The following is a 25,031-nucleotide window of genomic DNA, read 5'->3' as shown; positions in this document are numbered from 1 at the left end:
GGGGATAGCGCCATGACCGAACAGACGCCGAAGCGGCTTTTCATCAAGACCTACGGCTGCCAGATGAACGTCTATGACAGCCAGCGCATGGCCGAGGCGATGGGCGCCGAAGGCTATGTCGAGACCGACCGTCCCGACGACGCCGACATGGTGCTGCTGAACACCTGCCACATCCGGGAAAAGGCGGCCGAGAAGCTGTATTCCGACCTTGGCCGGCTGAAGCCGCTCAAGGCCGGGCGGCCGGACCTGAAGATCGGGGTCGCGGGCTGCGTGGCGCAGGCCGAGGGCGACGAGATCATCCGGCGGATGCCGCTGGTCGATCTGGTCGTGGGGCCGCAGGCCTATCACCGCCTGCCCGCGATGGCGCGGGGCGCAGGGCCCGCCGTGGACACCGACTTCCCGGCCGAGGACAAGTTCGACCACCTGCCGCCACGCGCGATGAACCGCGCGACCCGCCGGGCGCCGGCCGCGTTCCTGACCGTGCAGGAAGGCTGCGACAAGTTCTGCGCCTTCTGCGTCGTCCCCTACACGCGCGGGGCCGAGGTCAGCCGCCCCGCCGCCCGAATCATGGCCGAAGCGCGCGACCTGGTGGCGCGCGGGGTGCGCGAGATCACCCTGCTGGGCCAGAACGTCAACGGCTGGCACGGCGACGGGATGGCGGGGTTCGGCGACCTGATCCGCGCGCTCGCCGACGTGCCGGGCCTCGACCGCATCCGCTACACGACCAGCCACCCCAACGACATGGCCGACGACCTGATCGCCGCCCATCGCGACGTGCCGCAGCTGATGCCCTACCTTCACCTGCCGGTGCAGTCGGGGTCGGACCGGATCCTCAGGGCCATGAACCGCAAGCACACGGCCGACCAGTACCTGCGGCTGGTGGGCCGCATCCGCGAGGCGCGGCCCGACATCCTGATGACCAGCGACTTCATCGTGGGCTTTCCGGGCGAGACGGACGAGGATCACGCCGCCACGCTGCGGCTGGTCGAGGAGGTGGGCTACGGCACCGCCTTCAGCTTCAAGTACTCGCCCCGCCCCGGAACGCCCGCCGCCGGCAGGACCCCGGTCGAGGATCATGTCGCCGACGCCCGGCTGCAGGAACTCCAGGCCCTGCTGACGCTGCAGCAGAAGGCCGCGCAGGACGGGATGGTGGGGCGCACCGTGGGCGTGCTGTTCGAAAAGCCCGGGCGCCTGCCGGGGCAGCTCGTCGGCAAGTCCGACTACCTGCATTCGGTGTTCGTCGATGCGCCCGGCGCGCAGATCGGCGACCTCGTGCCCGTCCGCATCAGGGCGAGCGCCGCCAATTCGCTGGCGGGCGATCCGGTCTGAGGCGTTCCACGGCGGTCTGGACAAGGGCGCGGGCCGCCGCGATAACGCCGCACGGGCCGCGCGGCCCCGGACCTGTCCACCCCATGCCGATGGATTCCCGCGTCGAATGCTGATCGTGACCTCGAATGCCGTGCCCGATCCGGCGACGCTCGGCGAGACGGACGGGTGGGCAGAGCCTCACGTCCTCGTGGTGCTGCCCGGGTCGGGGTGGACCCGCGCCGAACTGCGCGCCACGCAGGCCAGCGCGACCGTCATCGAATACCTTCAGCGGCCGGCCGGCACGATCCGGGTGATGCAGGACGTGCTGGATGCCATGCGCCAGACCGTGCGCCAGCCGGCGGGACCGATCCTGTTCCTTGACACCGCGCCGGCCGGCGACATGTCGATCGCGTCGCAGGCGGCGCTCGCCGCGGCCGATGCGCACGGGATCCATGCCGACCTGGATCGGGACGGCCGCCTGTCCCGGCTCCTGCTGGGCGAGATGGTGGCGACCAGCCCGCTTCTGCCGCAACTCGTCCAGCACCTCGTCCGGCGCGGCGTCGACGACGCGCGCCTCGTCCAGGCGCTCCGCACTCCCTTCCTGCAGGCCCCCGCATGAGCAAGCTCGATTCCATCTGGGCCACCTGGGCCGGCCGCGCAGGAATCCTGGCCGCCCGTCCCGACTTCCGGCTGGACCCGGCGGTCCACGGCAGCACGTCGATGGTCGAACGCATGGTCGGCCGGGGAAGCGGGCGCGCGGGCAACACCTTCCGGTCACTGGGCGAGCGCGCCGCCTCGTTCGACCGGGCGCTGGCAGCCCTCGTCACCGAACCCGACCTCGCCGAGGCGATCAGGGCGGGCGAGCCCGAGGCGCTGGAGCTTGCGTTCGAACTGATCCGGCTCGGCGATCCGGTGGACGCGGAAGTGTCGGACTTCTCGGGCAACGCCTACCTCCGGTTCCACCCCGACCTGATGCGGGCGCAGGTGCAGCCGCTGGAACACTATCTGGGCTACGGCCACGCCGAGGGGCGGACGACGCTGGGCGCGCTCCGCAAAAAGCGGCACCGCGGCGCGCGCGCCTTTCGCCCCGACCGCCCGACCTGCCTGATCTGCGTCCACGAGATGTCGCGCACCGGCGCGCCGGTGGTCGGCCGCGACATGGCCCGCGAGGCGGCCGAGGACCACAACGTCGTCGTCATGTCGCTGCGGGGGGGCGAGCTGCTGGACCAGTTCGTCGAGAACGCGTGCGAGGTCGTCATCACCGACCGGCCGCTGCACGACATGGCGTATTTCAACGATCCGATCTTCTCGCGGATCGACTTCGCCGTCACGAACTCGGTCGAGACCTGGCCGATGCTGCCGTGGCTGGTCGCGCAGGGCATCCCGTTCGCGTCCTACATCCACGAATATTCGGAATACTACTCGCTCTTCAACGCGATCTACCACGCGCCGCTCTTCGCCGATCTCGTGGTCTATTCCTCGGATACCGTGCGCGACGGCTGGCGCGGCCGGCTGGCCGACATCGACTTCGACGTGGAACGCGACACGGTCGTCGTGCCGCAGCGCGCGCTCGCCGTGGGCGGCGTGGATGCCACCACCCGCAGCATCGCCCGCGCGCGGCTGTCCGAGATGCTGGGCCGCGACCTGTCGGATGCGCGCATCGTCTGCGGGGCGGGGCACCTGCAGTGGCGCAAGGGCACCGACATCTTCGCCATGACCGCGCAGATCTGCCGCGACCGCGACGCGGACACGGTGTTCGTCTGGATCGGCGACGGGCTCGACGCGCAGGACATGCTGTTCGGCGTCTGGATGACCGCGCATCTCAGGCGGATCGGCGCGGGCGAGAAGGGGTCGAACCTGTTCCTGCTGCCCGCCGGTCCCGCCTACAACGACGTGCTGGCGGCGTCGGACGCGATGTTCCTGTCATCGCGCCTCGACCCGCTGCCGAACGTCGTCTTCGACGCGCTGGACAAGGGCTGCCGCATCGTCCAGTTCGACGGCGGATCGGGGTTCTGCGATCCGGTCTATCGCGCCTCGGACCAGTTCGTGACGGTCGAATACGCCAACCCCCTTGCGGCGGCCGAGGCGATCCTGGCCTTGCCCCCGAAGGAGCCTGCGGAACAGCCGGGACCGCGCGCGCCGACGCCGCTTCTCGTCCGCATCCGCGACCTGCTCTATGCCCGGCTCACGTCGCAGCGCCACTTCGTCCACGGCGCGTCCGGGTTCGACATTCCGGTGCTGTACACCACCCAGGACGACGACGCGGCCCTGCGGGCCCGCGAGCGCGAGAAGATGATGCGCTACGGCCGGCGCCGGCTGTGGCGCGACCTGGACGATGTGCAGCAGGCGCTGGACGGGTCGGACAGCTGGATGCACAAGGGCATGCGCCTGGCTCCCTATGCGGCGGCCGAGCCGCGGGGCGTGCCACCCTTCGCCATGCACATCCACGCGTTCTATACCGACGAGCTTGCGACCGACCTGCGCGACTACTGCGCCTACGGGCTGGCGCAGCGGATCGTCGTGACCACCGACACCGAACGCAAGCGTGCCGAGATCGAGGCGATCTTCGCCGCCGCCGGGCGCGAGGTTGAGGTGCGGCTGGTGGCCAACCGCGGCCGCGACATCCTGCCGTTCATGGACCTGTTCCGCGACGGCGGCCCGGGTACCGAACACGAGATCTGGTGCCACCTGCACCAGAAGAAGTCGATCGGCGTCACCGTCGGCGGCGATGTCTGGCGCGGCTTCCTTCAGCGCATCCTCCTGGGGGACGGGGCGCGGCTGTCGAACGCGCTGGCGCAGATCGCGCAGCCGCGGGTGGGGCTTGTCGCGCCCCTCGACCCGTACTTCGTGTCGTGGAACGCGACCCGGCCGCTGCTGCACCGGCTCGAGGACCGTCTGCCCGGCCCCGCGCCGCAGTCCCCGCTGCTGTTCCCGGTCGGCAACATGTTCTGGGTCCGCCGCCCCGTGGTCGAACGGATGAACGCGTTCTTCGGCCCGGACTACCCGTGGCCGAACGAACCCGTGGGCATCGACGGTTCGGAATACCACCTGATCGAGCGGCTCTGGCCGGCGATGGCGGTCCAGGAGGAACTTGAATCGGTGTTCGTCCACAAGCTGGACGAGCAGAGGAGATAGTGATGCGCGTCGTCATCCACGCCGGCATGCACAAGACCGGGTCAAGCGCGATCCAGCAGCATTTCTTCCGCCGCGCGGGCGACGACATGGTCTATGCGCCGTGGAACGAGGGCAATCACTGCGGCCTGTTCATCCTGCTGTTCCAGGACCCCGCGTTGCAGCCGCAATACCACGGCTTCCTGCATCGCGGCCCCGCCTTCGCCGAGCGCCTGCCCGCCATGCGCGAAGAATGGTCCGCACGGCTGCGCCAGGCGATGGACCGCGCCGGCGGCCGCACGGTCGTCCTGTCGGCCGAGGACATCTCGCTGCCGATGTACCGCGATGCGGCGCGCGCGATGCGGGACTTCTTCGCGGAATGGACCGACAGCATCGACGTCGTGGCCTACGCCCGCAGCCCGCGGTCCTTCGCGGTCAGCGTGTTCCAGCAGCTGGTCAAGGACGGGCTGCACCGGCTTCAGCCCGAGGAGCTCTGGCCCCATTACCGGGCCCGCTTCGAAATGCTGGACCAGGTCTTCGGCGCCGACCGGGTGACGCTACGCCCCTATGACCGCGCGGCGCTCGCGGGGGGCGACATCGTCCACGACTTCGCGGCCTTCGTGGGCGTCGATCCGGGCGGCCAGGTGGCGCGCGACGTCAACGCCACGCTGAGCGCCGAGGCGACCGCGCTTCTCTTCGCGCAGCGCAAGCTGGGCGACAACCTGCCCAGCGGCTTTCCCGGCGCGCTGGCCGCCAACCAGGCCTTCGTCGACCGCCTGTCCACGCTGGGGCGGTCGCGGTTCGACTTTGCCGATGCGCTGTGGCAGCCGGTGATGGCCCGGCACGCCGAAGACCTTGCCTGGATCGAGGCGCGGATGGGCCGCCCGCTGGCCGACCGGCCCGCCCCCGACGCGATCCCGATCGCGTCCGAGGACGACCTGCTGCGGCTCGCCCACGACAGCCGGCACCTGGTCGAAGGGGCGCTGCGCGACCTGATCGCGCGGCCCGAAGCCCCCACGCTGCAGGACACGGTGCGGGCCGTCGACCAGTTGAGAAAGCTGAGCCACTGAGATGAGCGCGCGCGACGACAAGAAGCAACGAAAGCTCGAGAAGAGGGCGCTCGCCGGCCCCGACGCCGTCCCGTCGCTGCCCGATCTGCGTCGCAAGGCGATCGTCATTCTGGGGATGCACCGCTCGGGGACGTCGGCGCTGACCGGCGCGCTTGCCGAGATGGGCTGCGTCATGCCCGAGCATCTGATGGCGGCGAAGGACGCCAACCCGAAGGGGTTCTTCGAATCGGACGCAATCACCGGGCTGAACGACCAGCTCCTCGCCTCGGCGGGCCGGAGCTGGGACAGCTTCGAGGGCATGCCGGGCGGCTGGGCCGCGTCGCCCGATGCAGAGCGTTTCGCACGGCTTGCCGTCGAGACGATCCGGGCAGAGTTCGGCCACGCCGAACTTTTCGCGATGAAGGATCCGCGGGTCTGCCGCCTGGTCCCGTTCTGGGACGCCGCGCTGCGCGAGGCCGGCTGTTCGCCGCTTTACGTCTGCACGCACCGGCACCCGATCGACGTGGCGTCGTCCATGGGATTTCGCGGCGGTTATGCGACCGACTACGCGCTGCTGTTGTGGCTGCGCCACCAGCTCGAGGCGGAAGCGGGCAGCCGGGGCCGGCCGCGCGTGTTCGTCAGCTACGAACAGCTTCTGGCCGACTGGGCGGCGTCGATCACCAAGATCGGCGTGGTGCTCAACGTCGCGTGGCCGCTCACGCTGGACGAGGCTCGGCCGGGGATCGAAGGGTTCCTCAGCAACGCCCTGCGCAACTTTGCCGCGCGCAGCGGCGAAGACGCCCGCATGCCCGCATGGGTCGCGGACGTGTATGAGACGCTCGAACGCTGGGCAGCGCTTGGCGAGGATGCAGCCGACTACCCCCGGCTCGACGCGATCCGCGCCCATCTCGAGGCGATGACGCCGACGATGGCGGGCATGATCAGCCATTACCAGGACCGGGTGAACGCGGCGCGCCATCAGGCGGGCCTGATCGCCGGGCTCGAGAACGACCGCGAGGCCGATGCAGCCCGGCTTCGGAACGCGCAGGACGAACTTGGTCGCCTCGACAGCATGTACCGGCAGCGCGCGCAGGAAATCGAGGACCACACCCGCGAGGCCGCCCAGCTTCGCGCGCAGCTGGCCGAGACGCGCGACGGGGCGGAACGCCTGCGGGTGGCGCACGAGGCGCTGGTCGCGCGCCACGCGCGCGAGGCGCGGCAACTGCAGCAGATGACCGCGCGGATTGCCGGGATGATGCTGCGCGACGTGGATGCGCGGCTCGACGCCGGGCCGGGGGTGGTGGAGGGGCTCGCGGGCAAGGGCGACGGGGCTCCCATAACCGAAGCCGCGGCGATCGCCCGCATCACCCAGCTGGAGCAGGAGCTCGCGACGCTGGCCCGCCACAGCAGCGGGCTGGAAGCCGCGGTGCAGGAACTCACGACCAGCACGTCGTGGGCGATGACCAGGCCCCTGCGCTGGGTGTCGGCACGCGTTCGCCGGCGGCGCTGAGCGCGTCCGGGTGACCGGCAGCCTTCCCGCGCCTACTCCGGCGCGGGGGCGAAGGCCGCCAGCAGTTCGGCCACGCCCTGTTGCAGCGGCACCTCGGCCCGCCAGTCCAGCAGCGCCTCGGCGCGGCGGCTGTCCAGCACGTTGCGCGGCACGTCGAAGCCGCGCGACGCCTCGAACGTCACCTCGGGGCGGGCGCCCCGCACGCGTTCGATCATGTCGAGGATGTCGTTCAGCGTCGTGCCCCGCCCGGCGCCGATGTTGACCTGCGTGCCGTGCGCGTCCGCATCCGCCGCCATCACCAGCGCGCGGGACACGTCGTCGATGTGGACGAAGTCACGCTCGACGCTGCCGTCGCCCCAGATCGTGATCGGGCGGCCCTGCGCGGCGTGGTGGCAGAAGGTGGTGACCGCCCCGTGCGCCTTGTCGATGTTCTGGCGCGGCCCGTAGGGGTTCGCGAGCCTCAGCGACAGCGTCGACAGGGGCCGCGCGCCGCGCCCGTCATACAGCCGCAGATACTGCTCGCAGGCGAGCTTCGACACGCCATAGGCCGACATCGGCCGGGTCGGATGATCCTCGTCCACCGGCAGCCGCTCGGGCCGGCCATAGACCGTGCCGCCGGACGAGGCGAAGACGACCCGCCGCACCTCGGCCTCGACCGCCTGGTCCAGCATCATCACGGTGCCAATGATGTTTTCCTGGGCGTCCACCAGCGGGTCGCGGTCGGCCTCGCGCGGGAATTTCGTGGCGGCAAGGTGGAATACGGTGTCCACCCCGACCATCGCCTCGGCCAGCAGCGGGCGCTGCAGGAAGCTGCCTGCCCAATGGGTCAGGCGCGGATCGGCGATCTGTCCGGCGACGAAGTCGAGATTGCGGACGGTCCAGCCGCCGGCGAGAAGGCGGCCCACGAGGGATTGCCCGATGAACCCGCCCCCGCCCGTGACCAGCGCGATCCGATCGTGGGCCCTGGTCGTCATGTCGCGCATCCCTGCTGGTCGTGGCTGCCCACGGGATTACGGATTGGCAGGCCGCTGCGCAAGGGCGGCGCGGGAACGCGGGTCAGCCCGGCAGTCCTTCGTCCCAGGGCGGCACGGGGCCGCAGCGTTCGACCATCCAGTCGACGAACGCGCGCAGCCGGGCGGGCGGGCGGCGGTTGCTGGGATAGACCGCGAACACTCCGTCAAGGTCCGTGGACCCGTGGTCCAGTGCCAGCTCGACCAGCCGTCCGGCGCGCAGGTCCTCGCCGATGATGAAGGTGGGCTGGCGGATGATGCCCTGGCCCGCCCGCGCCGCCGCCAGCAGGGCGCCGCCGTTGTTCGCGCGCAGGTTCCCCGACACCGCCACCCTGACCGCACCGCCGGGCCCGAAGGTCCATTCGTCGGGCGCCGTGGACGAGGACAGGGTGTAGGTCAGGCAGTTGTGCCCCGCGAGATCCGCGACCAGCCGGGGCATGCCGCGTGCCGCGAGATAGCTTGGCGCGGCCGCGACGGCGATCCGGCACGGGGCGAGCTTGCGGGCGATCAGGTCGCCCTCGCGCAGCCGGCCGATCCGGATGGCCACGTCCCACCCTTCGTCGATCAGGTTCACGGTGCGGTCGTTCAGGCCGAGCTCGACCCGAAGGGCGGGGTGGCGCGACAGGAAGTCGGGCAGCATCGGCGCCAGCACGCGCACCGCGAACGACACCGGGGCGTTGACGCGCAGCTCGCCGCTGACCTCGACCCGTTCGGCCGCGGCCGCGGCGTCGGCGCGCTCCAGCTCCTCGATGATCCGCTCGGCGCTTTCCAGATAGCGCTGCCCGGCCTCGGTCAGGGTGACGCGGCGGGTGGTGCGGTGGACCAGCTTGACGCCGAGACGCGCCTCGAGCGCCGCCATGTGCTTGGTCGCCATGCTCTGCGACATGCCGAGCGCGCGGGCCGCCGCCGACAGGCTGCCGAGCGCCGCGACGCGGGAGAAGACCTGAAGCCCGGTGAACCGATCCAGCATCGTTTCCGCCTGTGGGTGTGAGCTGTAGGGAACACTTACAGGATTATCGGCTGCCCGGAAAGCGACCATATGGCTTCCGACACGAACAAGCGGGTGAAACATGCAACTCGACCAGACCGCGCCGGCGCCCGGCATCACCTCGGGCGGCGCATCGCTCAGGATCGGAACGGTGGCGCTGACCGTGCGCGATCTCGACAGCATGAGCCGCTTCTACCGCGAGGTGATCGGCCTTGCGCCGGTCGCGACCGGCCCGCGCGTCCACAAGCTGGGCGTGGGCGGCCGCGTGCTGCTGGAACTTCGCCACGACCCCCAGGCGGCGCTTGCCGATCGCGGGGACGCGGGGCTGTTTCACACCGCCTTCCTGCTGCCGTCGCGCGCCGACCTCGCGGACTGGCTGCTTCGCGCGGCCCGCACCGGGGCCAGGCTGGACGGCGCGTCGGACCACCTGGTCAGCGAGGCGCTGTACCTGACCGACCCGGAGGGCAACGGGATCGAGATCTATCGCGACCGCCCGAGCGAGGAATGGCCGCTTGACGCGGCGGGGCTGATCGGGATGGCGACGCGGCGGCTGGACCTCGACGACCTTGCCGCCGACGCAAGCCCGCGCCCTGCTCAGGGCATGCCCGCCGGAACGATCGTCGGCCATGTCCACCTGCAGGTTGGCGACCTGAAGACGGCAGAGGATTTCCTGGCGGGCACCATCGGCATCCCGGTCACCAGCAGGTATCCGGGCGCGACGTTCTTCGGCGCGGACGGCTATCACCACCACCTGGGCGCGAACGTCTGGAACAGCCGCGGCGCGGGACCGCGGCCCGAACGCAGGACCGGCCTTGACGCGATCACCTTCGTCGCGGCGCCCGCGGTGCTGGAACGGCTGGAGCCGCGGCTTTCGCGCACTGACGACGGCACTCTCGTCGCGAGGGACCCGTGGGGGGCGCGGCTCGCCTTTGCGGAACAATGAAGCCGCAGGCACACTTGCGCTTGCGGGGCGACCGGGCGCGATGCCGGCCGGGCGCCGGGAAATGACGATCAACCATCGAAAGGGACTACGATGATGACGACCACCTGGGCACCGCGCGCGCTGAGCGTCCTGCGGATCATGGCGGGGCTCCTGTTCATGGCGCACGGAACGCAGAAGCTGCTGGGCTTCCCCGCATCCGGCGACGGGGCGGGCGGGCCGCTGCCGACGATGATGCTGATCGCCGGCAGCATCGAACTGGTCGCGGGCGCGCTGATCGCCATCGGCCTGTTCACGCGTCCGGCCGCGTTCCTCGCATCCGGCCTGATGGCGTTCGCCTATTTCATCGCCCACGCGCCGCAGAACTTCTTCCCTGTGAACAACGGCGGTGACGCGGCGATCCTGTACTGCTTCGTGTTCCTGTACCTCGTCTTTGCCGGCCCGGGGGAATGGAGCCTCGACGCGCTGCGCAACCGCGATGCCGGGCGCGCCCGCACAGTCTGACCGCGGGCCGTCGCGGACATGAAAGAAAGCCGGAGCCCGTCGGGCTCCGGCCATTTTCATTTTCCGGCGGGTCGATCAGGGCGCCGGATCGCGTCGTCAGTCAAGGCTGACGTTCGCGTCCTTCACGACGGGTTCCCACTTCGCCATCTCGGCCTTGACGTGTTCGGCGAGCTCCTCGGGCGAGGACGCGACGATGGTGGCCGAGAACTCGCCCATCCGCGCGGCGACCGCCGGGTCGGCCATGGCGGCCACGGCGGCGTCGTGCAGCTTCGCGATCGCCTCGGGCGGGGTTCCGGCGGGCGCGAACAGCGCGTTCCAGCTGTAGGTCTCATAGCCCGGCAGCGTCTCGCCGATGGCGGGCACGTCGGGGAACGACGGCGCGCGCTCGGCAGTGGTCACGCCCAGTGCGCGCAGCTTGCCGCTGGCGATGTGGCCCGACGCGGAGGGCAGGTTGTCGAAGATGATCGGCACCTGGTTGCCCAGCACGTCGGTGAGCGCCGGACCGGACCCCTTGTAGGGGATGTGCGTGATGTCCACGCCCGCCATCGCCTTGAACAGTTCGCCCGACAGATGCAGCGGCGTGCCGTTCCCCGACGACGCGTAGGCCAGCGGTTCGGTCTTGGCCAGGTCGATCAGTTCCTGCACGGTGTTGGCCGGCAGTTGCGGGTTCACGGCCAGCACGTTCGGCACCAGCACCAGCAGCGACACCGGCGCGAAGTCGGCGACCGGGTCGTACGGCTTCTGCTTCAGGATCAGCGGGTTCAGCGCGTGCGTGGCGACGGTCCCCATGAGGATCGTGTAGCCGTCGGCGTCCGCCTTGGCCACCTGGCCCGCGCCAAGGCTGCCGCCGGCGCCGCCGACGTTCTGGACGATGACCTGCTGGCCAAGCTCCTGGCCCATGCGCTCGGCCACGATGCGGCCGACCACGTCGGTCGACCCCCCGGCTGCGAACGGGATCACCAGCGTGACCGGGCGGTCAGGGAATTCGGCAGCGGCGGCGCCGGCGAGGCCGAAGGCGAGCGCCGATCCCAGCAGGATGCGGCGGGTAAGCGTGAGCGTCATGGTATCCTCCCTCTGACGTGTCGGTGACGGCTGGCCGGGCAGGGCGCCCGCCCGGCGCGGGTTCAGGTCAGCCTTCGCTCTCGGTGAACACTTCCTCGCGCCGCCTGCGGATCTGGGGCAGGAACACCAGCACCAGCACCGCGAGCGCCAGAACCAGCAGGCCCGCGCTGATCGGGCGCGTGACGAAGGTCGTGGGGTCGCCCCGCGACAGGATCATCGCCCGGCGCAGGTTCTCTTCGAGCAGCGGCCCGAGGACGAAGCCGAGCAGCAGCGGCGCCGGCTCGAACCGCAGCTTGGACAAAACGTAGCCGAGCAGCCCGAAGAACGCGACCGCGAACAGGTCGTAGACGTTCGAGTTCACCGAGTAGACCCCGATCGAGCACATCGCCATGATGATCGGGAACAACACGAAGTAAGGGACGGTCAGCAGCTTCACCCACAGCCCGATCAGCGGCAGGTTCAGGACCACCAGCATCAGGTTGCCGATCCACATGCTAGCGATGATGCCCCAGAACAGCTCGGGCTGGTCGGTGACGACGCTGGGGCCGGGGACGATCCCCTGAATGATCATCGCGCCGATCATCAGCGCCATGACCGGGTTGGCGGGAATGCCCAGCGTCAGCAGCGGGATGAAGCTCGTCTGCGCGCCGGCGTTGTTGGCGCTTTCGGGGCCGGCGACGCCGGCGATGGCGCCGTGGCCGAATTCCTCGGGGTGCTTAGACAGCTTCTTCTCGATCGTGTAGGACGCAAACGACGCGAGGATCGCGCCGCCGCCCGGCAGGATGCCGAGGATCGAGCCGACGCCAGTGCCGCGCAGCACCGGGCCGATGATCTGGCGCAGTTCATCGCGGTTGGGGAACAGGCTGTTGATGTTGCGGGTCATCACCTGCCGCTCATGCTCGTCCTCGAGGTTGCGCAGGATCTCGGCGATGCCGAAGACACCCACGGCCAGCGCCACGAAGTTCAGCCCGTCCGAGAACTGGGTGATCCCCAGCGTAAAGCGCGGGGTGCCGGTATAGACGTCGGTCCCGACGATCCCCAGAAGCAGCCCCAGCACCACCATGGCGAGCGCCTTGGGCACCGTCCCGTGCGCCAGCGCCACGGACATGACGAGGCCCAGCACCATCAGGCTGAAGTACTCGGCCGCGCCGAACTCGAGCGCGATGGCCGTCAGGGGTGGCGCGAAGATCGCCACCAGGAACGTGGCGACCGAGCCCGCGAAGAACGACCCGAGGGCGGCGGTGGCGAGCGCGGTTCCCGCGCGGCCCTTCCGCGCCATCTGGTAGCCGTCGATCGCCGTGACCGCGGACGAGCTTTCGCCCGGCATGTTGATCAGGATCGCGGTGGTCGATCCGCCGTACTGCGCGCCGTAGTAGATGCCCGCCAGCATGATAAGCGAGCTGACCGGTTCCAGCTGGAACGTGATCGGCAGCAGCATGGCGATCGTCGCGGTGGCGCCGATCCCCGGCAGGACGCCGATCAGCGTGCCCAGCAGCACGCCGATCAGGCAGAAGCCGAGGTTCGCGAAGGACGACGCGACCGAGAAGCCCATGCCGAGGTTGGAAAGAAGATCCATGGTCGTGTCCTCAGAAGTCGAGCCACGGTCCGAACCGCCGGAACGGCAGGCCCAGCCCGTAGCTGAAGATCAGCGTCGAGATGATGGTGACCAGCACCGCCAGCACCAGCGCCGGCAGCGGCCGCATCTTGACCGAGGCCTGCGACGCGATCAGCGAGGTGAGAAACAGCGCCGGCACGAAGCCCAGGCCGCGCACGGTCAGGCCAAAGAAGACCGGCGCGGGCAGGATGAACAGGATGCCGCGCCAGGCGATGGGGCCCGTCGGCTCGCCCTCGCGGCCGAACGACTTCAGGAACACCCAGACGCCCAGCAGGAACAGGAGCCCCGACAGCAGCATCGGGAAGTAGCCCGGTCCCATGCGCAGCGAGGTGCCGACCTCCAGCCCCGTGGTCTGCCAGCCGAAGAACGCCGCCGCTGCCATCAGCAGCAGTCCGGCGATCATGTCCGTGTCGTCCCGCGGTTTCGTCGCCATCGGGTTTCCCTTCTTCCTGCAGGTGGTCGCCCCGCCGCCCGGTCCGGTCGGGCGGCGGGGCAGGCGATGGTCACGCGATCAGTCGGCGTAGACGCCCGCGGCCTCGATCACCGGCTTCCAGCGCGCGATTTCGGATTCGAGCTTGGCTTTCAGCGCCTCGGGCGTGGCTTCCTCGGCGCTCACCGGCGCGGTGCCGAGATCGGCCATCGCCTTGATGACGCCTTCGTCGGCCAGGGCCTTCTGCAGCGACGCGGACAGGCGCTGGTTCACCTCGGCGGGCGTGCCCTTGGGCGTGTAGATGCCGTGCCAGATCGAGACCTGGACCTCGGGCAGGCCGCCTTCCGCGGTGGTGGGCAGGTCGGGGAACACGGCCAGGCGCTCGGGCGTGGTCGCGGCATAGGCCTTGATGGTGCCGCCCTTGATCTGCTGGGTGGTATTGGTGGTCTGGTCGCACATGAAGTCGACCTGCCCGCCCAGAAGGTCGGTCATCGCCGGGCCGGTGCCCTTATAGGGCACGGTGACCAGCGGCACGTCCAGCGCCTGCATCAGCAGCATGCCGCAGAGATGGCTGGCCGCGCCGATGCCCGCGTTGGCGAGCGTCAGGTCCTCGGCATGGCCCTTGACGTAGTCGACGAAGGCCGGGAAGTCCGCCGGTTCGAAGTCCTTGCGGGCGACGATCACCATCGGCACGTCGGTGACGAGGCCGACATAGTCGAACGCGTTCTCGGTGTCGTAGGCGAGGTTGCGGTACAGCGTGTCGGACGTCGCCATGCCGATATGGTGCAGCAGGACCGTGTAGCCGTCGGGATCGGCCTTGGCGACCTGGCCCGCGCCCAGCGTGCCGCCGGCCCCGCCGACGTTCTCGACGATCACCTGCTTGCCGAGATCGGCGGACATGCGTTCGGCCACCAGCCGCGCGACGGTGTCGGTCGGGCCGCCGGCCGTGAACGGCACGACCATGGTCACCTGCCGTTCGGGGTAGCCTTGGGCGAATGCGGGCGCCGCGACAAGCGTGACGGCGCAGGCCGCGCCGAGCAGTTTCGAAACAGACATGTATCCTCCAGTGGAACGCGGGCGCCCGCTCCTCAACAAGGCGCCGATCGGGGGAGATTGCAGCGAGACACGCGGCTTTCACAAAGAAAAACGATGCAGCCGCGCAGCTTGGCATGGTGTTTCGGCCGATTGTGGGTGGAACCGGTGACGCTGCTGCTACAGCATGGGTGGACATCCACCCACTTGCACGTTAGGCGCGATCCTCGTCGCCCGGCTCGACGATCAGGCGGCGATCCAGCCCGTATTTCTGCATCTTCTCGTAAAGCGTCTTCCGCGAGATCCCGAGACCTTCGTAGACGGCGCGCAGCCTGCCGCCGTGGACCGCGATGGCACCCGCGATGAGGCTGCGCTCGAACTGCGCGACGCGGTCGGGCAGGCGGTCGCCGCCCGTCATCCCGTCGGCCGTGCCACCAGAGGTGGGCGGGCCATGGGGGTCCTCCAGCCCCAGCAGGATCCGTTCGGCGAGGTTGCGCAACTCGCGGACGTTGCCGGGCCAGTCATGGGCGGCGAGGCCCGACAGGAAGGCGGCGGGCACCTCGCGTTCGGCCAGCTTGTGGCGGGCGGCGGATTCGCGCATCAGGTGCAGGAACAGCAGCGGGATATCCTCGCGCCGCGCGGACAGCGGCGGCACGCGCAGGACCGCCACGTTGAGGCGCCAGTAGAGATCCTCGCGGAACTGCCCTCGCGCGACGAGGGCGGACAGCTCTTCCTTGCTGGTGGCGATGAAGCGCACGTCCAGCGGCACGGGATCGTTCGCGCCGAGCCGGGTGATCACGCGTTCCTGCAGCACCCGCAGCAGCTTCGCCTGCGTGTCGGGCGGCATCGACCCGATCTCGTCCAGCAGGACCGTGCCGCCGCGGGCATGCTCGAACTTGCCGTAGCGCGGCCTCAGCGCGCCGGGGAACGCGCCCGCCTCGTGCCCGAACAGCTCGCTTTCGATCAGCGCCTCGGGCAGGGCGGCGCAGTTGATCGCCACGAAGGGCCTGCTGCCCCGGGCCGAGATGTCGTGGAGTGTGCGCGCCACCACTTCCTTCCCCGCGCCGGTCGGCCCGATGACAAGGGCGTCGGCGTCAGAGGCGCCGATCGCGCGCAGGCGGTAGCGCAGGTCGACCATCACCTCGGTCCGGCCGGGCAGCCGCGCCTCGACGTCGTCGCGCTTGCCCGCGACCGCGCGCAGGCGACGGTTTTCCAGGACCAGCCCGCGATGGCCGATCGCGCGGCGGATCACGGTGGCGAGGTCGTGGACGACAAAGGGTTTTTCGATGAAGTCATAAGCACCGCTGCGGATCGCCTCGACCGCAAGGGGGACCTCGGCGTGGCCGGTGAACAGGATCACCGGGATCTCGGGGTCGATCTCGTGCAGGCGGCCCAGCAGGGTCATGCCGTCCATGCCGGGCATGCGGATGTCGCTGACGACCGCGCCGGAAAAGCCCGGGCCGGCGAGGGTCAGCGCCTCTTCGCCCGACCCGACCGCCTCGACGGCGAAACCGGCGAGATCCAGCGCCTGCGCGGTGGAGCGGCGCATCTGCTCGTCGTCGTCGACCAGAAGCACGCGCGGCGTCATGCGGCGGACCCGACGGTTGGCGCCACCGGCAGGCGGACGCAGAACTCCGCCCCCGGTCCGGCCGCGCGGCAGGCGATGGTGCCGCCGAAATCGCGCACGATGTTGGCAGAGATCGACAGGCCGAGCCCCAGCCCCGCGCCCATCCCCTTGGTGGTGAAGAACGGGTCGAAGATGCGTTCGGCGATGGCCGGCGGCACGCCCGGCCCGTGGTCGCGCACGCGGATCGCGACGAAGCCGCCCTCCTGCCGGGCGCTCAGGGTGATGCGGCGTTCGGGCAACCCCTCGACCGCGTCGGCGGCGTTGGTGATGAGGTTCACCAGCACCTGCTGGAGCCGCGTGGGCCCCGCCCGGAGCCGCGGAAGCCCGGCCGGCACGTCGATCCGAAGGTCCGCGCCGCTGCTGGCGAGGCGCGCGGCGACGATGGTCTGCGTTTCCGCGAGCAGCGATTGCAGCGCGACGCCGCCCGGTTCGGACGGGGGCTTCGCGGCGGCGTCGCGCAGGTGCCGGCCGATCGCGGACATCCGGTCCACCAGCGACAGGATCTGCAGGATGTTGTCGCGCGCGCGGGCAGTGTCGCCGCGCTCGATCAGGATCGCGGCGCTGTCGGCATAGTTGCGGGCGGCGGCGAGGGGCTGGTTGATCTCGTGCGACAGCGCCGCCGACATCTGCCCCAGCGCGGCGAGCTTGCCGACCTGCACGAGGCTCGCCTGCGCGGCGCGAAGCTCCCGTTCCGTCGCGCGGCGCTCGGCGACCTCGCGTTCCAGCCGGTCGTTGACCAGCGCGAGGTCGGCGGTCCGCGCCTCGACCCGCCGTTCCAGCTCGGCCCGGGCGAAGCGCTGCATCGCGATCCGCTCGGTTGCCTGCCTGCGGCGCTGGACCAGCACCAGCGCGCCGAACGCAGCGGCGCAGAGCAGCAGGACAAGGCTGCCCACGGCCATCCGCGCCTCCTGCCGCAGGTTGGCCGCGTCCAGCAGCACGTGCACCGTCCAGCCCGCCTTCGGCATCGTCTCGGACGCGGCGATGTAGTCGTGGGTGCCCTTCCCGTCGGGGTCGGTCACGCGGAACACCGGCACCCCGAACGACTGCCGCCGGTCCATCGGCAGGTCGCGCAGCGCGGCGTCCGCATAGCGGCGGGTGGACAGCGTCCGCGCCAGCCGTTCCTCGGTCGGCGGCTCGAGGCTGCGATAGAGCCAGCTCGGCTCGGACGACATGAAGACGCGCCCCTCGGGGTCGGTGACGACGACCCGGTGTTCGCCCCCGCGCCAGGACTGCTCGATCCGGTCCACGCCGACCTTGACCGCAACGACGCCCGCGATGCGCCCGCTGCGCCCGAGGACGGGGGCGGAGAAGAAATAGCCGCGCACGCCCGACGTGGTCCCAATCCCGTAGAAGCGGCCGGGACCGCCGTTCATCGCGTCGCTGAAATAGGGGCGGTAGCTGAAGTTCTTGCCCACAAAGCTGCCGGGCCCCAGCCGGTGGTTCGAGGCGGCGATCGTCTCTCCGTCCGGCAGCATCACGTAGATGTCCGAGGCGCCGATGGCGGCGTTCTCCTCCTCCAGCCACAGGTTCGTGGCCTGGCGCAGCGCGGCGTCGCCGGGGTCGGCCACCAGCCGCTGCAGCATGTCGAGATCGCCCACCAGCTGCGGCACGACCTCGTGCCGGGCAAGGTCCGCCTGCAGCGCGTTCACGGTCAGCCGCAGCGCGGTCTCGGCGCGCGCGAACCCGGCTGCGTGGTAGTGCCGGTAAGCGAGGCTCGCGCCCGTCCACAGCACGAGGCCGAGCAGCGCGGCGAGCGCCAGCGCAAGCCACAGCCTGCCTCGGCCGATCGCGCGGGGTGCGAACCGGAAGGGCGTGCCGGACTGGCCGAGGCGGGCGGGGATCACAGACAAGCGGGTTCCTTAAGGCCGCGGAAGAAGCCGGCGCAGTTTGCCCGGTCGGGGGCGGTCCTGCAATCGGCGCGACTGGACGGTCATCGTCCGCCGCGACGGCGCGGGCTCGGTGAACGGCCTGACGCTCGGCTGCTGGCTCGCGCGCAGGGTGGACTTTCGCCGGACGGGGTAGGGGCGGTCACGTCTTCGCTCGCGCCGTTTGCATGCCGGAGCTTCGCGCCGGGCACCTGCAGAATCAACGTCGGGGTCGGGATCTCGCCGCAGGGATTGAAGGCGGCTTGCCGCGGCTCGTCCACGTCTGATGTCGCACCCCGCGTCTGCTGCTGCCGGGGATGGGTCGTGGAAACGCGACCGGACGACCCGCGCTGCCCGCGTCCGCGGAAGCTGCCGCGGCTGCCGCGCTTTCTCATAGGCGGCGAACTTGCGGATGCCAGTCTCCGCACTAAGCGCGATACGGAAAGTATTTCCTTTACTGATGGGATTACGTGCAATCTTGTCTCTTTTTGCGCCGTCATCTGCCATTCTACTAGGAAACCGTTCTATATTGGAGATGAACCACAGGAGGCCATGCCATGGACCATTTCCCCATCTTCGTCCGCACGCGCGGTCAGCGCGTGTGCCTCGCGGGCGGCGGGGATGCGGCGCTGGCGAAGCTGCGGTTGCTGATGAAGACCGAGGCGCGGCTGCTGGTCCTGGCCGCCGACCCCGCGCCCGGGATCGAGGCCTGGGCGGCCGAGGGGCTGCTGGACCTCGTCCGCCGCGAGGTGCGGCCCGGCGATGCGCGGGGTTGCGTGCTGGCCTATGCCGCGCACGAGGACGAGGAAGCGGACGACCGCGCGCTGCGGATCATGGCCGCGGACGGCGCGCTGGTGAACGTGGTGGACGATCTCGACCGCTCGCGGTTCATCACCCCCGCGATCGTGGACCGCAGCCCGGTCGTGGTCGCGATCGGGACCGAGGGCGCGGCCCCGGTGCTGGCCCGCCGCATCAAGGCTGACCTCGAGGAGCGCCTGCCCGCGACGCTCGGCCGCCTGACCGAAGCTGCCCGCGGGTTCCGCGCCCGGGCCGAGAAGCTGCGCCACGGCGCCCCGCGCCGCCGGTTCTGGGCCGACTGGTTCCGGGCGGATGGTCCCCGCGCGTCCGATGCAGGCGCCGATCTCGACCGGGCGCTGGGCGCGTTGCTGGACCGCCACCTGTCCGCGGCACCGCGCGAAGGCCACGTCGACTTCGTGGGCGCGGGTCCGGGCGATCCCGAGCTGCTGACGCTCAAGGCGCGCGCCGCGCTCGACCGGGCCGACGTGGTGATCCACGACCGCCTGATCGCGCCGGCGATCCTCGAGCTTGCCCGGCGCGAGGCGACGCTGGTCGAGGCGGGCAAGGAAGGCTTCGGGCCGTCGATGGCGCAGGGCGACATCAACGCGCTGATGATCCGTCACGCGCGCAAGGGCCGCCACGTCGTGCGCCTGAAATCCGGCGATCCAAGCGTGTTCGGGCGGCTGGACGAGGAAACCGAGGCGCTGGACGTTGAGGGCATTTCCTTCGCCGTGATCCCCGGCATCACCGCCGCGTCGGCTGCCGCTGCCGGGATCGGCCGCAGCCTGACCCGGCGCGGCCGCAACGTCGAGGCGCGGTTCCTGACCGGGCACGACATGAAGGGCTTTGCCGACCAGGACTGGAACGCGCTCGCGCGCCCCGGCTCGGTCGCCGCGATCTACATGGGCAAGCGCGCCGCACGCTGGATGCAGGGTCGGCTGCTGATGCACAGCGCCGACCCCGCAACCCCGGTCACGGTGGTCGAGAACGCCTCGCGTCCCGAAACGAGGACCGTCGCCGCCACGCTGTCGTCGCTGGCGGACGCGGTCGAGGGGCTGGATGGCCCCGCCGTGATCCTGCTGGGGCTCGCGCCGCGCGACGCCGCCGCCGTCACCCTTCCCGCCGGCGCGCTGCGCCAGGAGTCCGCCCGATGAGCCGCCGTTCCTTCGCCCCCAAGGTCGTCACCGCCAACCACCTGCTGGACGGCGACGTGGTCTACCTGAGCGCCACCGGCGAATGGGTCCGGGATCTCGCCCGGGCCGAGCTGATCGAGGACGAGGCGCACGCCCAGATCCGCCTGCTCGACGCCGAACGGCAGAAGAACGTGGTGGTCGGGCCCTACCTCGCCGACATGGCGCCGACCGGCGACGGCCCGGTGCCCACGCATTTCCGCGAGGCGTTCCGCGCCTCCGGCCCCTCGAACCGGCCCGAACACCGCCGCGCCCCGCCCGCGCCCGCGACACCCGACCCGATCGTGGCTCCGCGCGACACCGTCCGCCAGCAAGACCGCCAGACCGAAGGTGCCCTCTGATGTACCAGTACGACGATTTCGACCGCGCCTTCCTGGACGAGCGCAACCGGCAGTTCCGCCACCAGGTCGAACGCCGCGTGGACGGCTCGCTGACCGAGGACGAGTTCCGGCCGCTGCGGCTGATGAACGGCGTCTACCTGCAGCTGCACGCCTACATGCTGCGGGTGGCGATCCCCTACGGCACGCTCCGGTCCGACCAGATGCGCGCGCTCGCGGACCTTGCCGAGCGGTGGGACCGGGGCTACGGCCATTTCACCACGCGGCAGAACATCCAGTACAACTGGCCGCGCCTGTCCGACATCCCGGACATGCTGGACCATCTCGCGACCGTCGGGCTGCACGCGATCCAGACCTCGGGCAACACGATCCGCAACGTGACCGCCGACCACTTCGCGGGCGCCGCCGCCGACGAGATCGCGGACCCGCGCCCGGTGGCCGAGCTGCTGCGCCAGTGGTCCACCGACCACCCGGAGTTCCAGTTCCTGCCGCGCAAGTTCAAGATCGCGATCACCGGCTCGCCCAACGACCGCGCCGTGACCCGGTCGCACGACATCGGCCTGCGGATGATCGAGCGTGACGGCGAGGCGGGTTACGAGGTGCTTGTGGGCGGCGGTCTTGGCCGGACGCCGCTGATCGGGCAGGTGCTGCGGGCCTTCCTGCCCAAAGCCGACCTGCTTCCTTACGTCGAAGCGATCCTCGCCGCCTACAACGCCGCCGGGCGGCGCGACAACAAGTACAAGGCGCGGCTGAAGATCACCGTGCTGGAAGGCGGGCTCGACGCGTTCCGCGCCGCCGTGGAAGCCGAGTTTCCCGCCCGCCGCGCGGCCTTCACCGGCGTCGACCAGCAACTGCTGGCCGACATCACGACCTTCTTCGCCCCGCCCGCGTTCCGGGACGCGGACGTGGGGCTGCTTCACACGGCCCGCGCGGTGGACCCGGTGTTCCGCGCGTGGACCGACACCAACCTGCACCCGCACCGCCGCGCCGACCACGCCATCGTCACCATATCTCTCAAGGCGCACGGGGCGACGCCCGGCGACGCCACGGCGGAACAGATGCGGGCGATGGCCGACCTTGCGGACGAACATGGTTACGGCGAGCTGCGGATCAGCCACGAACAGAACGTCGTGCTGCCCCATGTCCCCGCCGACGCGCTGCCCGCGCTGCACCGCGCATTGAAGGCGCACGGGCTGGCGACGGCGAACGTGGGCCTTGCCTCGGATATCATCGCCTGCCCGGGCATGGACTACTGCACGCTGGCCACGGCCCGGTCGATCCCGGTCGCGCAGGCGATCGCGCTTGCGCTGCAGGAACGCGAGGCCGAGGTGGGGCAGCTGAAGATCAAGATCTCGGGCTGCATCAACGCCTGCGGCCACCACCATGTCGGGCACATCGGCATCCTCGGGCTGGATCGCGCGGGGGTCGAGAACTATCAGATCACGCTGGGCGGGGACGGGACGGAACGCGCGGCCGTCGGCGAACGGACCGGCCCCGGCTTCCCCGCCGACCGGATCGTGCCCGCGATCGAACGGCTGATCGACGCCTATCTCGACCTGCGCGAGGGCGCGGACGAACCCTTCATCGACACCTACCGGCGCGTCGGCATGGACCCCTTCAAGGCGGCGCTCTACGATCACGCGGAGGACACGGCCGATGCCGCATGACCAGGCGCCCATGGATCTTGCCGGCGCGACCTCGGCGGAATTGGCCGACCGTGCGGCCGGGCTGAACGCCGCCTATCGCAACCACTCCGCCTTCGCGGTCATGAGCCGCGCTCTGGACGACCCTTCGGTGGGCCAGGTTGCGCTGGTGTCGTCCTTCGGGGCGGAATCGGTCGTGCTGCTGCACATGCTGTCGGTGATGGACCGCCGCCGCCCGGTGCTGTTCCTGGAAACGGGGATGCTGTTTGCCGAAACGCTGGACTACCAGCGCGACGTGGCGGACCGCCTGGGCCTGACCGACCTGCGGGTGATCCGCCCGGATCAGGGCGCGGTTGCGGCGCTGGATCTCGACGGCACGCTGAACGCCCGCGACACCGACGCCTGCTGCGCCCTGCGGAAGGTGCGGCCGCTGGAAGCCGCGCTCGCGTCGTTCGACGCGTGGATCACCGGCCGCAAGCGGTTCCAAAGCGGCACCCGCGCCGCGCTCGAGTTCTTCGAGCCGGACGGATCGCGGCTGAAGATCAACCCGCTCGCCTGCTGGACGCCGGACGACGTGCGCGACTACATGGACAACAACCGCCTGCCGCGCCATCCGCTGGTCGCGAAGGGGTTCCCCTCGATCGGCTGCGCGCCCTGCACCACGGCGGTCAGGCCCGGCGAGGACCCGCGCGCCGGGCGCTGGCGCGGCAAGGCCAAGGAAGAATGCGGCATCCATTTCGTGAACGGGCGCATGGTGCGCGGCCCGGCCCCGAAGACCGACGGAACGACGACGGAGAAGACTGTGGCAAAGGATCTTGTGACGGAAGAGGATGCGGCGCTGGCCGGCGGCCCGGCGGATGCGGCGGCGGCCACCCACCTGATCGCCCGCGACGACGGGTTCAGCGCCGAGGACTGGCACGGTCCGTTCGACGCGCTCGCCGACCTCGGCGGCGCGCCGTCCGTGGCCGTGGACGTCCCCCCGGACGCCGATCCCGCAACGCTCGCGGCCCGGCTGGACGAAGCCCGGATCATCCGCGTGGACTTCCCGTCGTTCTCCGACGGGCGCGGCTTCACCATCGCGCGGCGCCTGCGCGAGATGGGCTACACCGGCCGCCTGCGGGCGCGCGGCGTGATCGCGGACCAGTACGCGATGGCGCGCCGGTCGGGCTTCGACGAGGTCGAGGTGGCGGCCGACCTTGCCGCGCGCCAGCCCGAGGACCAGTGGCTCGCCCGCGCCCGCTGGCGCGCGCACGACTACCAGGCCCGGCTGCGGGGCTGACGCTTCCGCAGCCCTTTCCCGACACCATCAGATGCGGCGCCAGGCCGCGAGGACGTCATGAACCAGATCACTGCAACCCCGATCGCCGACAGCCCTGATGCCAAGCCGGTCGCAACCGCCCTTCCCGACGCCACCGAGGTGACGGCGGTGAAGCACTGGACCGACTGGCTGTTCTCGTTCCGCTGCAGGCGCCCGCCGAGTCTGCGCTTCCGGTCGGGCGAGTTCGTGATGATCGGCCTGATGGGCGATCCCGACCCCGTGACGGGCAAGGCGAAGCCGATCCTGCGCGCCTATTCCATCGCCTCGCCGGCTTGGGACGACGAACTGGAGTTCTATTCGATCAAGGTCGCGGATGGCCCGCTGACATCGCGGCTGCAGCACATCCGCCCGGGCGACCGGATCATCCTGCGCCCCAAGCCCGTCGGCACGCTCGTCCACGACGCGCTGCTGCCGGGCAGGCGGCTGTGGCTTTTCGCGACCGGCACCGGCTTTGCGCCCTTCGCGAGCCTCCTGCGCGAGCCCGAGACGTGGGAGAGGTTCGATCAGGTCATCGTCACCCACACCTGCCGCAAGGCCGCGGAACTGGCCTACGGCCGCGAGATCGTCGAGGCGCTGCCCGACGATCCGTTGATCGGCGAGCTGGTCGGCGACAAGCTGCGCTACTATCCGACCACGACGCGCGAGGAGAGCGCGAAGATGGGCCGCATCACCGACCTGCTGCGCTCGGGCGAGGCGCTGCGCGATCTCGGCGTGGACCGCATCTCGGCCGACACCGATCGGGCGATGGTGTGCGGCTCGCTCGACTTCAACATCGACATCAAGGGCGTGCTGGAGGGCTTCGGGCTGGCAGAGGGCGCGAATTCGGACCCCGGGCACTACGTGGTGGAAAAGGCGTTCGTGGGCTGACCCCGACGCCGTTCTCTTGACCTTCTCGCAACGGCGCGTGGCCTTCGGCCCGCGCCGTTGTCGTTTCGAGGCTGGCCTTGGCGGGCTGCGAAGCGCGGTTTACATCCATGAGTGTCTGTATATAAGCGCGGCGAACAGGGGATGTTGCCATGCGCCGGACCAAGGAAGAATCGGAGCTGACGCGCACCGCCATCCTCGACGCGGCCGAGCGGATCTTCTGCGAACAGGGCTACGCCGTCGCCACCATCGACGGCGTCTCGCGCGCGGCTGGCGTCACCCGCGGTGCTTTCTACTGGCACTTCAAGGACAAGGCGGATCTTCTCGGCGCGCTTTATGCCCGGTCGCTGCTGCCGCAGGAACAGATCCTGACCACGGCGGCCGAGATGTGCAGCGACCCGCTCCGCTCGCTTCTGGACGCCGGCGTCGCCTCGTTGCGCGAGTTCGAGGTGGACGAGGGCAAGCAGCGGATGTTCCGGATCATGTCGGACCTGACCATCGGCTGCGAGGGCCGGGCCAACCTCGCGCGGATCGACGCCGAACTCGACGCGCTCATCCTGCGCGTGATGACGCGGGCCGAGGACGAGGGTATGCTGCACGACGATTTCAGCGCCGCCGATGCCGCGGTGTTCGTCAGCGTCACGATCGGCGGCCTGCTGCATCAGTGGCTGCGGTCCGGCAAGACCTTCCCGCTCGCCGCGCGGGGCGAGACCCTGCTGCGCCGCCACGTCGCCATGCTGCGCGGAACCGACCGCGACCCCCCGCGCGCGGGGCCCGCAACCGAACCGGCCTGAGCGCCCACCATCAGACACGCCTGCGCCTTTTACGT

General features: G+C 70.5%; 21 protein-coding genes and 2 pseudogenes. 15 read left to right on the top strand and 8 right to left on the bottom strand.

What is annotated here, in order from left to right:
- The first annotated feature begins 12 nt into the window (after positions 1-12).
- From miaB to ELI80_RS02665, 5 genes are all read left to right on the top strand, one after another.
- Complete coding sequence (gene miaB / locus ELI80_RS02685; protein ID WP_136649456.1) at positions 13-1,329, top strand: tRNA (N6-isopentenyl adenosine(37)-C2)-methylthiotransferase MiaB; 1,317 nt, start codon at positions 13-15, stop codon at positions 1,327-1,329.
- A 106-nt stretch (positions 1,330-1,435) separates the two neighbouring features.
- A complete protein-coding gene (locus ELI80_RS02680) occupies positions 1,436-1,927 on the top strand; it encodes a hypothetical protein (RefSeq protein WP_136649455.1) in 492 nt (163 codons plus the stop codon).
- On the top strand, positions 1,924-4,443 hold the full coding sequence (locus ELI80_RS02675) for a rhamnan synthesis F family protein (protein ID WP_136649454.1): 2,520 nt from the start codon (positions 1,924-1,926) through the stop codon (positions 4,441-4,443). Before ELI80_RS02680 ends, ELI80_RS02675 begins: the two co-directional genes overlap by 4 nt.
- A 2-nt stretch (positions 4,444-4,445) precedes the next feature.
- A complete protein-coding gene (locus ELI80_RS02670) occupies positions 4,446-5,489 on the top strand; it encodes a hypothetical protein (RefSeq protein ID WP_136649453.1) in 1,044 nt (347 codons plus the stop codon).
- Between the two features lies 1 nt (position 5,490).
- Positions 5,491-6,978 carry a sulfotransferase family protein gene (locus ELI80_RS02665; RefSeq protein ID WP_136649452.1) on the top strand — a complete coding sequence of 496 codons (1,488 nt, stop codon included), beginning with the start codon at positions 5,491-5,493 and terminating at the stop codon, positions 6,976-6,978.
- A 32-nt stretch (positions 6,979-7,010) separates the two neighbouring features.
- Here the strand turns inward: ELI80_RS02665 and ELI80_RS02660 are convergent, their stop codons facing one another.
- The gene (locus ELI80_RS02660; RefSeq protein ID WP_161596413.1) at positions 7,011-7,952 is read right to left on the bottom strand and encodes an NAD-dependent epimerase/dehydratase family protein; all 942 of its coding nucleotides are present in this window, start codon (positions 7,950-7,952) and stop codon (positions 7,011-7,013) included.
- An 82-nt stretch (positions 7,953-8,034) separates the two neighbouring features.
- Positions 8,035-8,958, bottom strand: a complete 924-nt coding sequence (locus ELI80_RS02655) for a LysR family transcriptional regulator (RefSeq protein WP_136649450.1) — start codon at positions 8,956-8,958, stop codon at positions 8,035-8,037.
- Between the two features lie 100 nt (positions 8,959-9,058).
- Between ELI80_RS02655 and ELI80_RS02650 the strand changes: the two genes are divergently transcribed.
- Positions 9,059-9,919, top strand: a complete 861-nt coding sequence (locus tag ELI80_RS02650) for a VOC family protein (protein WP_136649449.1) — start codon at positions 9,059-9,061, stop codon at positions 9,917-9,919.
- A 93-nt stretch (positions 9,920-10,012) separates the two neighbouring features.
- Positions 10,013-10,420 carry a DoxX family protein gene (locus ELI80_RS02645; RefSeq protein ID WP_201740531.1) on the top strand — a complete coding sequence of 136 codons (408 nt, stop codon included), beginning with the start codon at positions 10,013-10,015 and terminating at the stop codon, positions 10,418-10,420.
- Between the two features lie 96 nt (positions 10,421-10,516).
- Here ELI80_RS02645 and ELI80_RS02640 read toward each other — a convergent pair whose 3' ends face one another.
- The 6 genes from ELI80_RS02640 to ELI80_RS02615 all read right to left on the bottom strand — a co-directional run bounded on the left by ELI80_RS02640 (position 10,517) and on the right by ELI80_RS02615 (position 18,030).
- A complete protein-coding gene (locus ELI80_RS02640; RefSeq protein WP_136649447.1) occupies positions 10,517-11,482 on the bottom strand; it encodes a tripartite tricarboxylate transporter substrate binding protein in 966 nt (321 codons plus the stop codon).
- Between the two features lie 67 nt (positions 11,483-11,549).
- Complete coding sequence (locus ELI80_RS02635) at positions 11,550-13,058, bottom strand: tripartite tricarboxylate transporter permease (RefSeq protein WP_136649446.1); 1,509 nt, start codon at positions 13,056-13,058, stop codon at positions 11,550-11,552.
- A gap of 10 nt (positions 13,059-13,068) precedes the next feature.
- On the bottom strand, positions 13,069-13,530 hold the full coding sequence (locus ELI80_RS02630) for a tripartite tricarboxylate transporter TctB family protein (protein WP_136649445.1): 462 nt from the start codon (positions 13,528-13,530) through the stop codon (positions 13,069-13,071).
- Between the two features lie 78 nt (positions 13,531-13,608).
- Positions 13,609-14,583: a tripartite tricarboxylate transporter substrate-binding protein gene (locus ELI80_RS02625; protein WP_136649444.1), complete on the bottom strand. Its 975-nt coding sequence runs from the start codon at positions 14,581-14,583 to the stop codon at positions 13,609-13,611.
- 190 nt (positions 14,584-14,773) lie between these two features.
- Positions 14,774-16,147, bottom strand: coding sequence for a sigma-54-dependent transcriptional regulator (locus tag ELI80_RS02620; RefSeq protein WP_136649443.1), 1,374 nt, complete (start codon positions 16,145-16,147; stop codon positions 14,774-14,776).
- A complete protein-coding gene (locus tag ELI80_RS02615) occupies positions 16,144-18,030 on the bottom strand; it encodes a sensor histidine kinase (protein WP_236641305.1) in 1,887 nt (628 codons plus the stop codon). The genes ELI80_RS02620 and ELI80_RS02615 overlap by 4 nt, the downstream gene beginning before the upstream one ends.
- Positions 18,031-18,106: 76 nt before the next feature.
- On the opposite strand from ELI80_RS02615, the pseudogene ELI80_RS16505 reads away from it, so the two are divergent.
- From ELI80_RS16505 to ELI80_RS02580, 8 genes and pseudogenes are all read left to right on the top strand, one after another.
- Positions 18,107-18,208 (top strand): annotated as a pseudogene (locus tag ELI80_RS16505) (hypothetical protein); the annotation flags it as partial.
- Positions 18,209-18,608: 400 nt separating this feature from the next.
- Positions 18,609-20,003, top strand: a complete 1,395-nt coding sequence (gene cysG, locus ELI80_RS02605) for a siroheme synthase CysG (RefSeq protein ID WP_136649441.1) — start codon at positions 18,609-18,611, stop codon at positions 20,001-20,003.
- Complete coding sequence (locus ELI80_RS02600) at positions 20,000-20,380, top strand: DUF2849 domain-containing protein (RefSeq protein WP_136649440.1); 381 nt, start codon at positions 20,000-20,002, stop codon at positions 20,378-20,380. The genes cysG and ELI80_RS02600 overlap by 4 nt, the downstream gene beginning before the upstream one ends.
- Entirely contained in the window at positions 20,380-22,044 is a 1,665-nt protein-coding gene (locus ELI80_RS02595; RefSeq protein ID WP_136649439.1) for a nitrite/sulfite reductase, read from the top strand. Before ELI80_RS02600 ends, ELI80_RS02595 begins: the two co-directional genes overlap by 1 nt.
- 10 nt (positions 22,045-22,054) lie before the next feature.
- A pseudogene (locus ELI80_RS16310) lies at positions 22,055-22,801 on the top strand (phosphoadenylyl-sulfate reductase); the annotation flags it as partial.
- On the top strand, positions 22,775-23,299 hold the full coding sequence (locus ELI80_RS16305; RefSeq protein ID WP_438943050.1) for a DUF934 domain-containing protein: 525 nt from the start codon (positions 22,775-22,777) through the stop codon (positions 23,297-23,299). The pseudogene ELI80_RS16310 and the gene ELI80_RS16305, both read left to right, overlap by 27 nt.
- 57 nt (positions 23,300-23,356) lie before the next feature.
- A complete protein-coding gene (locus ELI80_RS02585) occupies positions 23,357-24,205 on the top strand; it encodes a ferredoxin--NADP reductase (protein ID WP_136649437.1) in 849 nt (282 codons plus the stop codon).
- A gap of 149 nt (positions 24,206-24,354) precedes the next feature.
- On the top strand, positions 24,355-24,996 hold the full coding sequence (locus ELI80_RS02580; protein ID WP_136649436.1) for a TetR family transcriptional regulator: 642 nt from the start codon (positions 24,355-24,357) through the stop codon (positions 24,994-24,996).
- Positions 24,997-25,031: the final 35 nt, after the last annotated feature.

Origin of the sequence: Paracoccus aeridis (assembly GCF_004923205.2) — a bacterium.
Taxonomy (GTDB): Bacteria; Pseudomonadota; Alphaproteobacteria; order Rhodobacterales; family Rhodobacteraceae; genus Paracoccus; species Paracoccus aeridis.
Note: the sequence above shows the minus strand (reverse complement) of the source record. Positions and strands in the feature narration are given on the sequence as shown.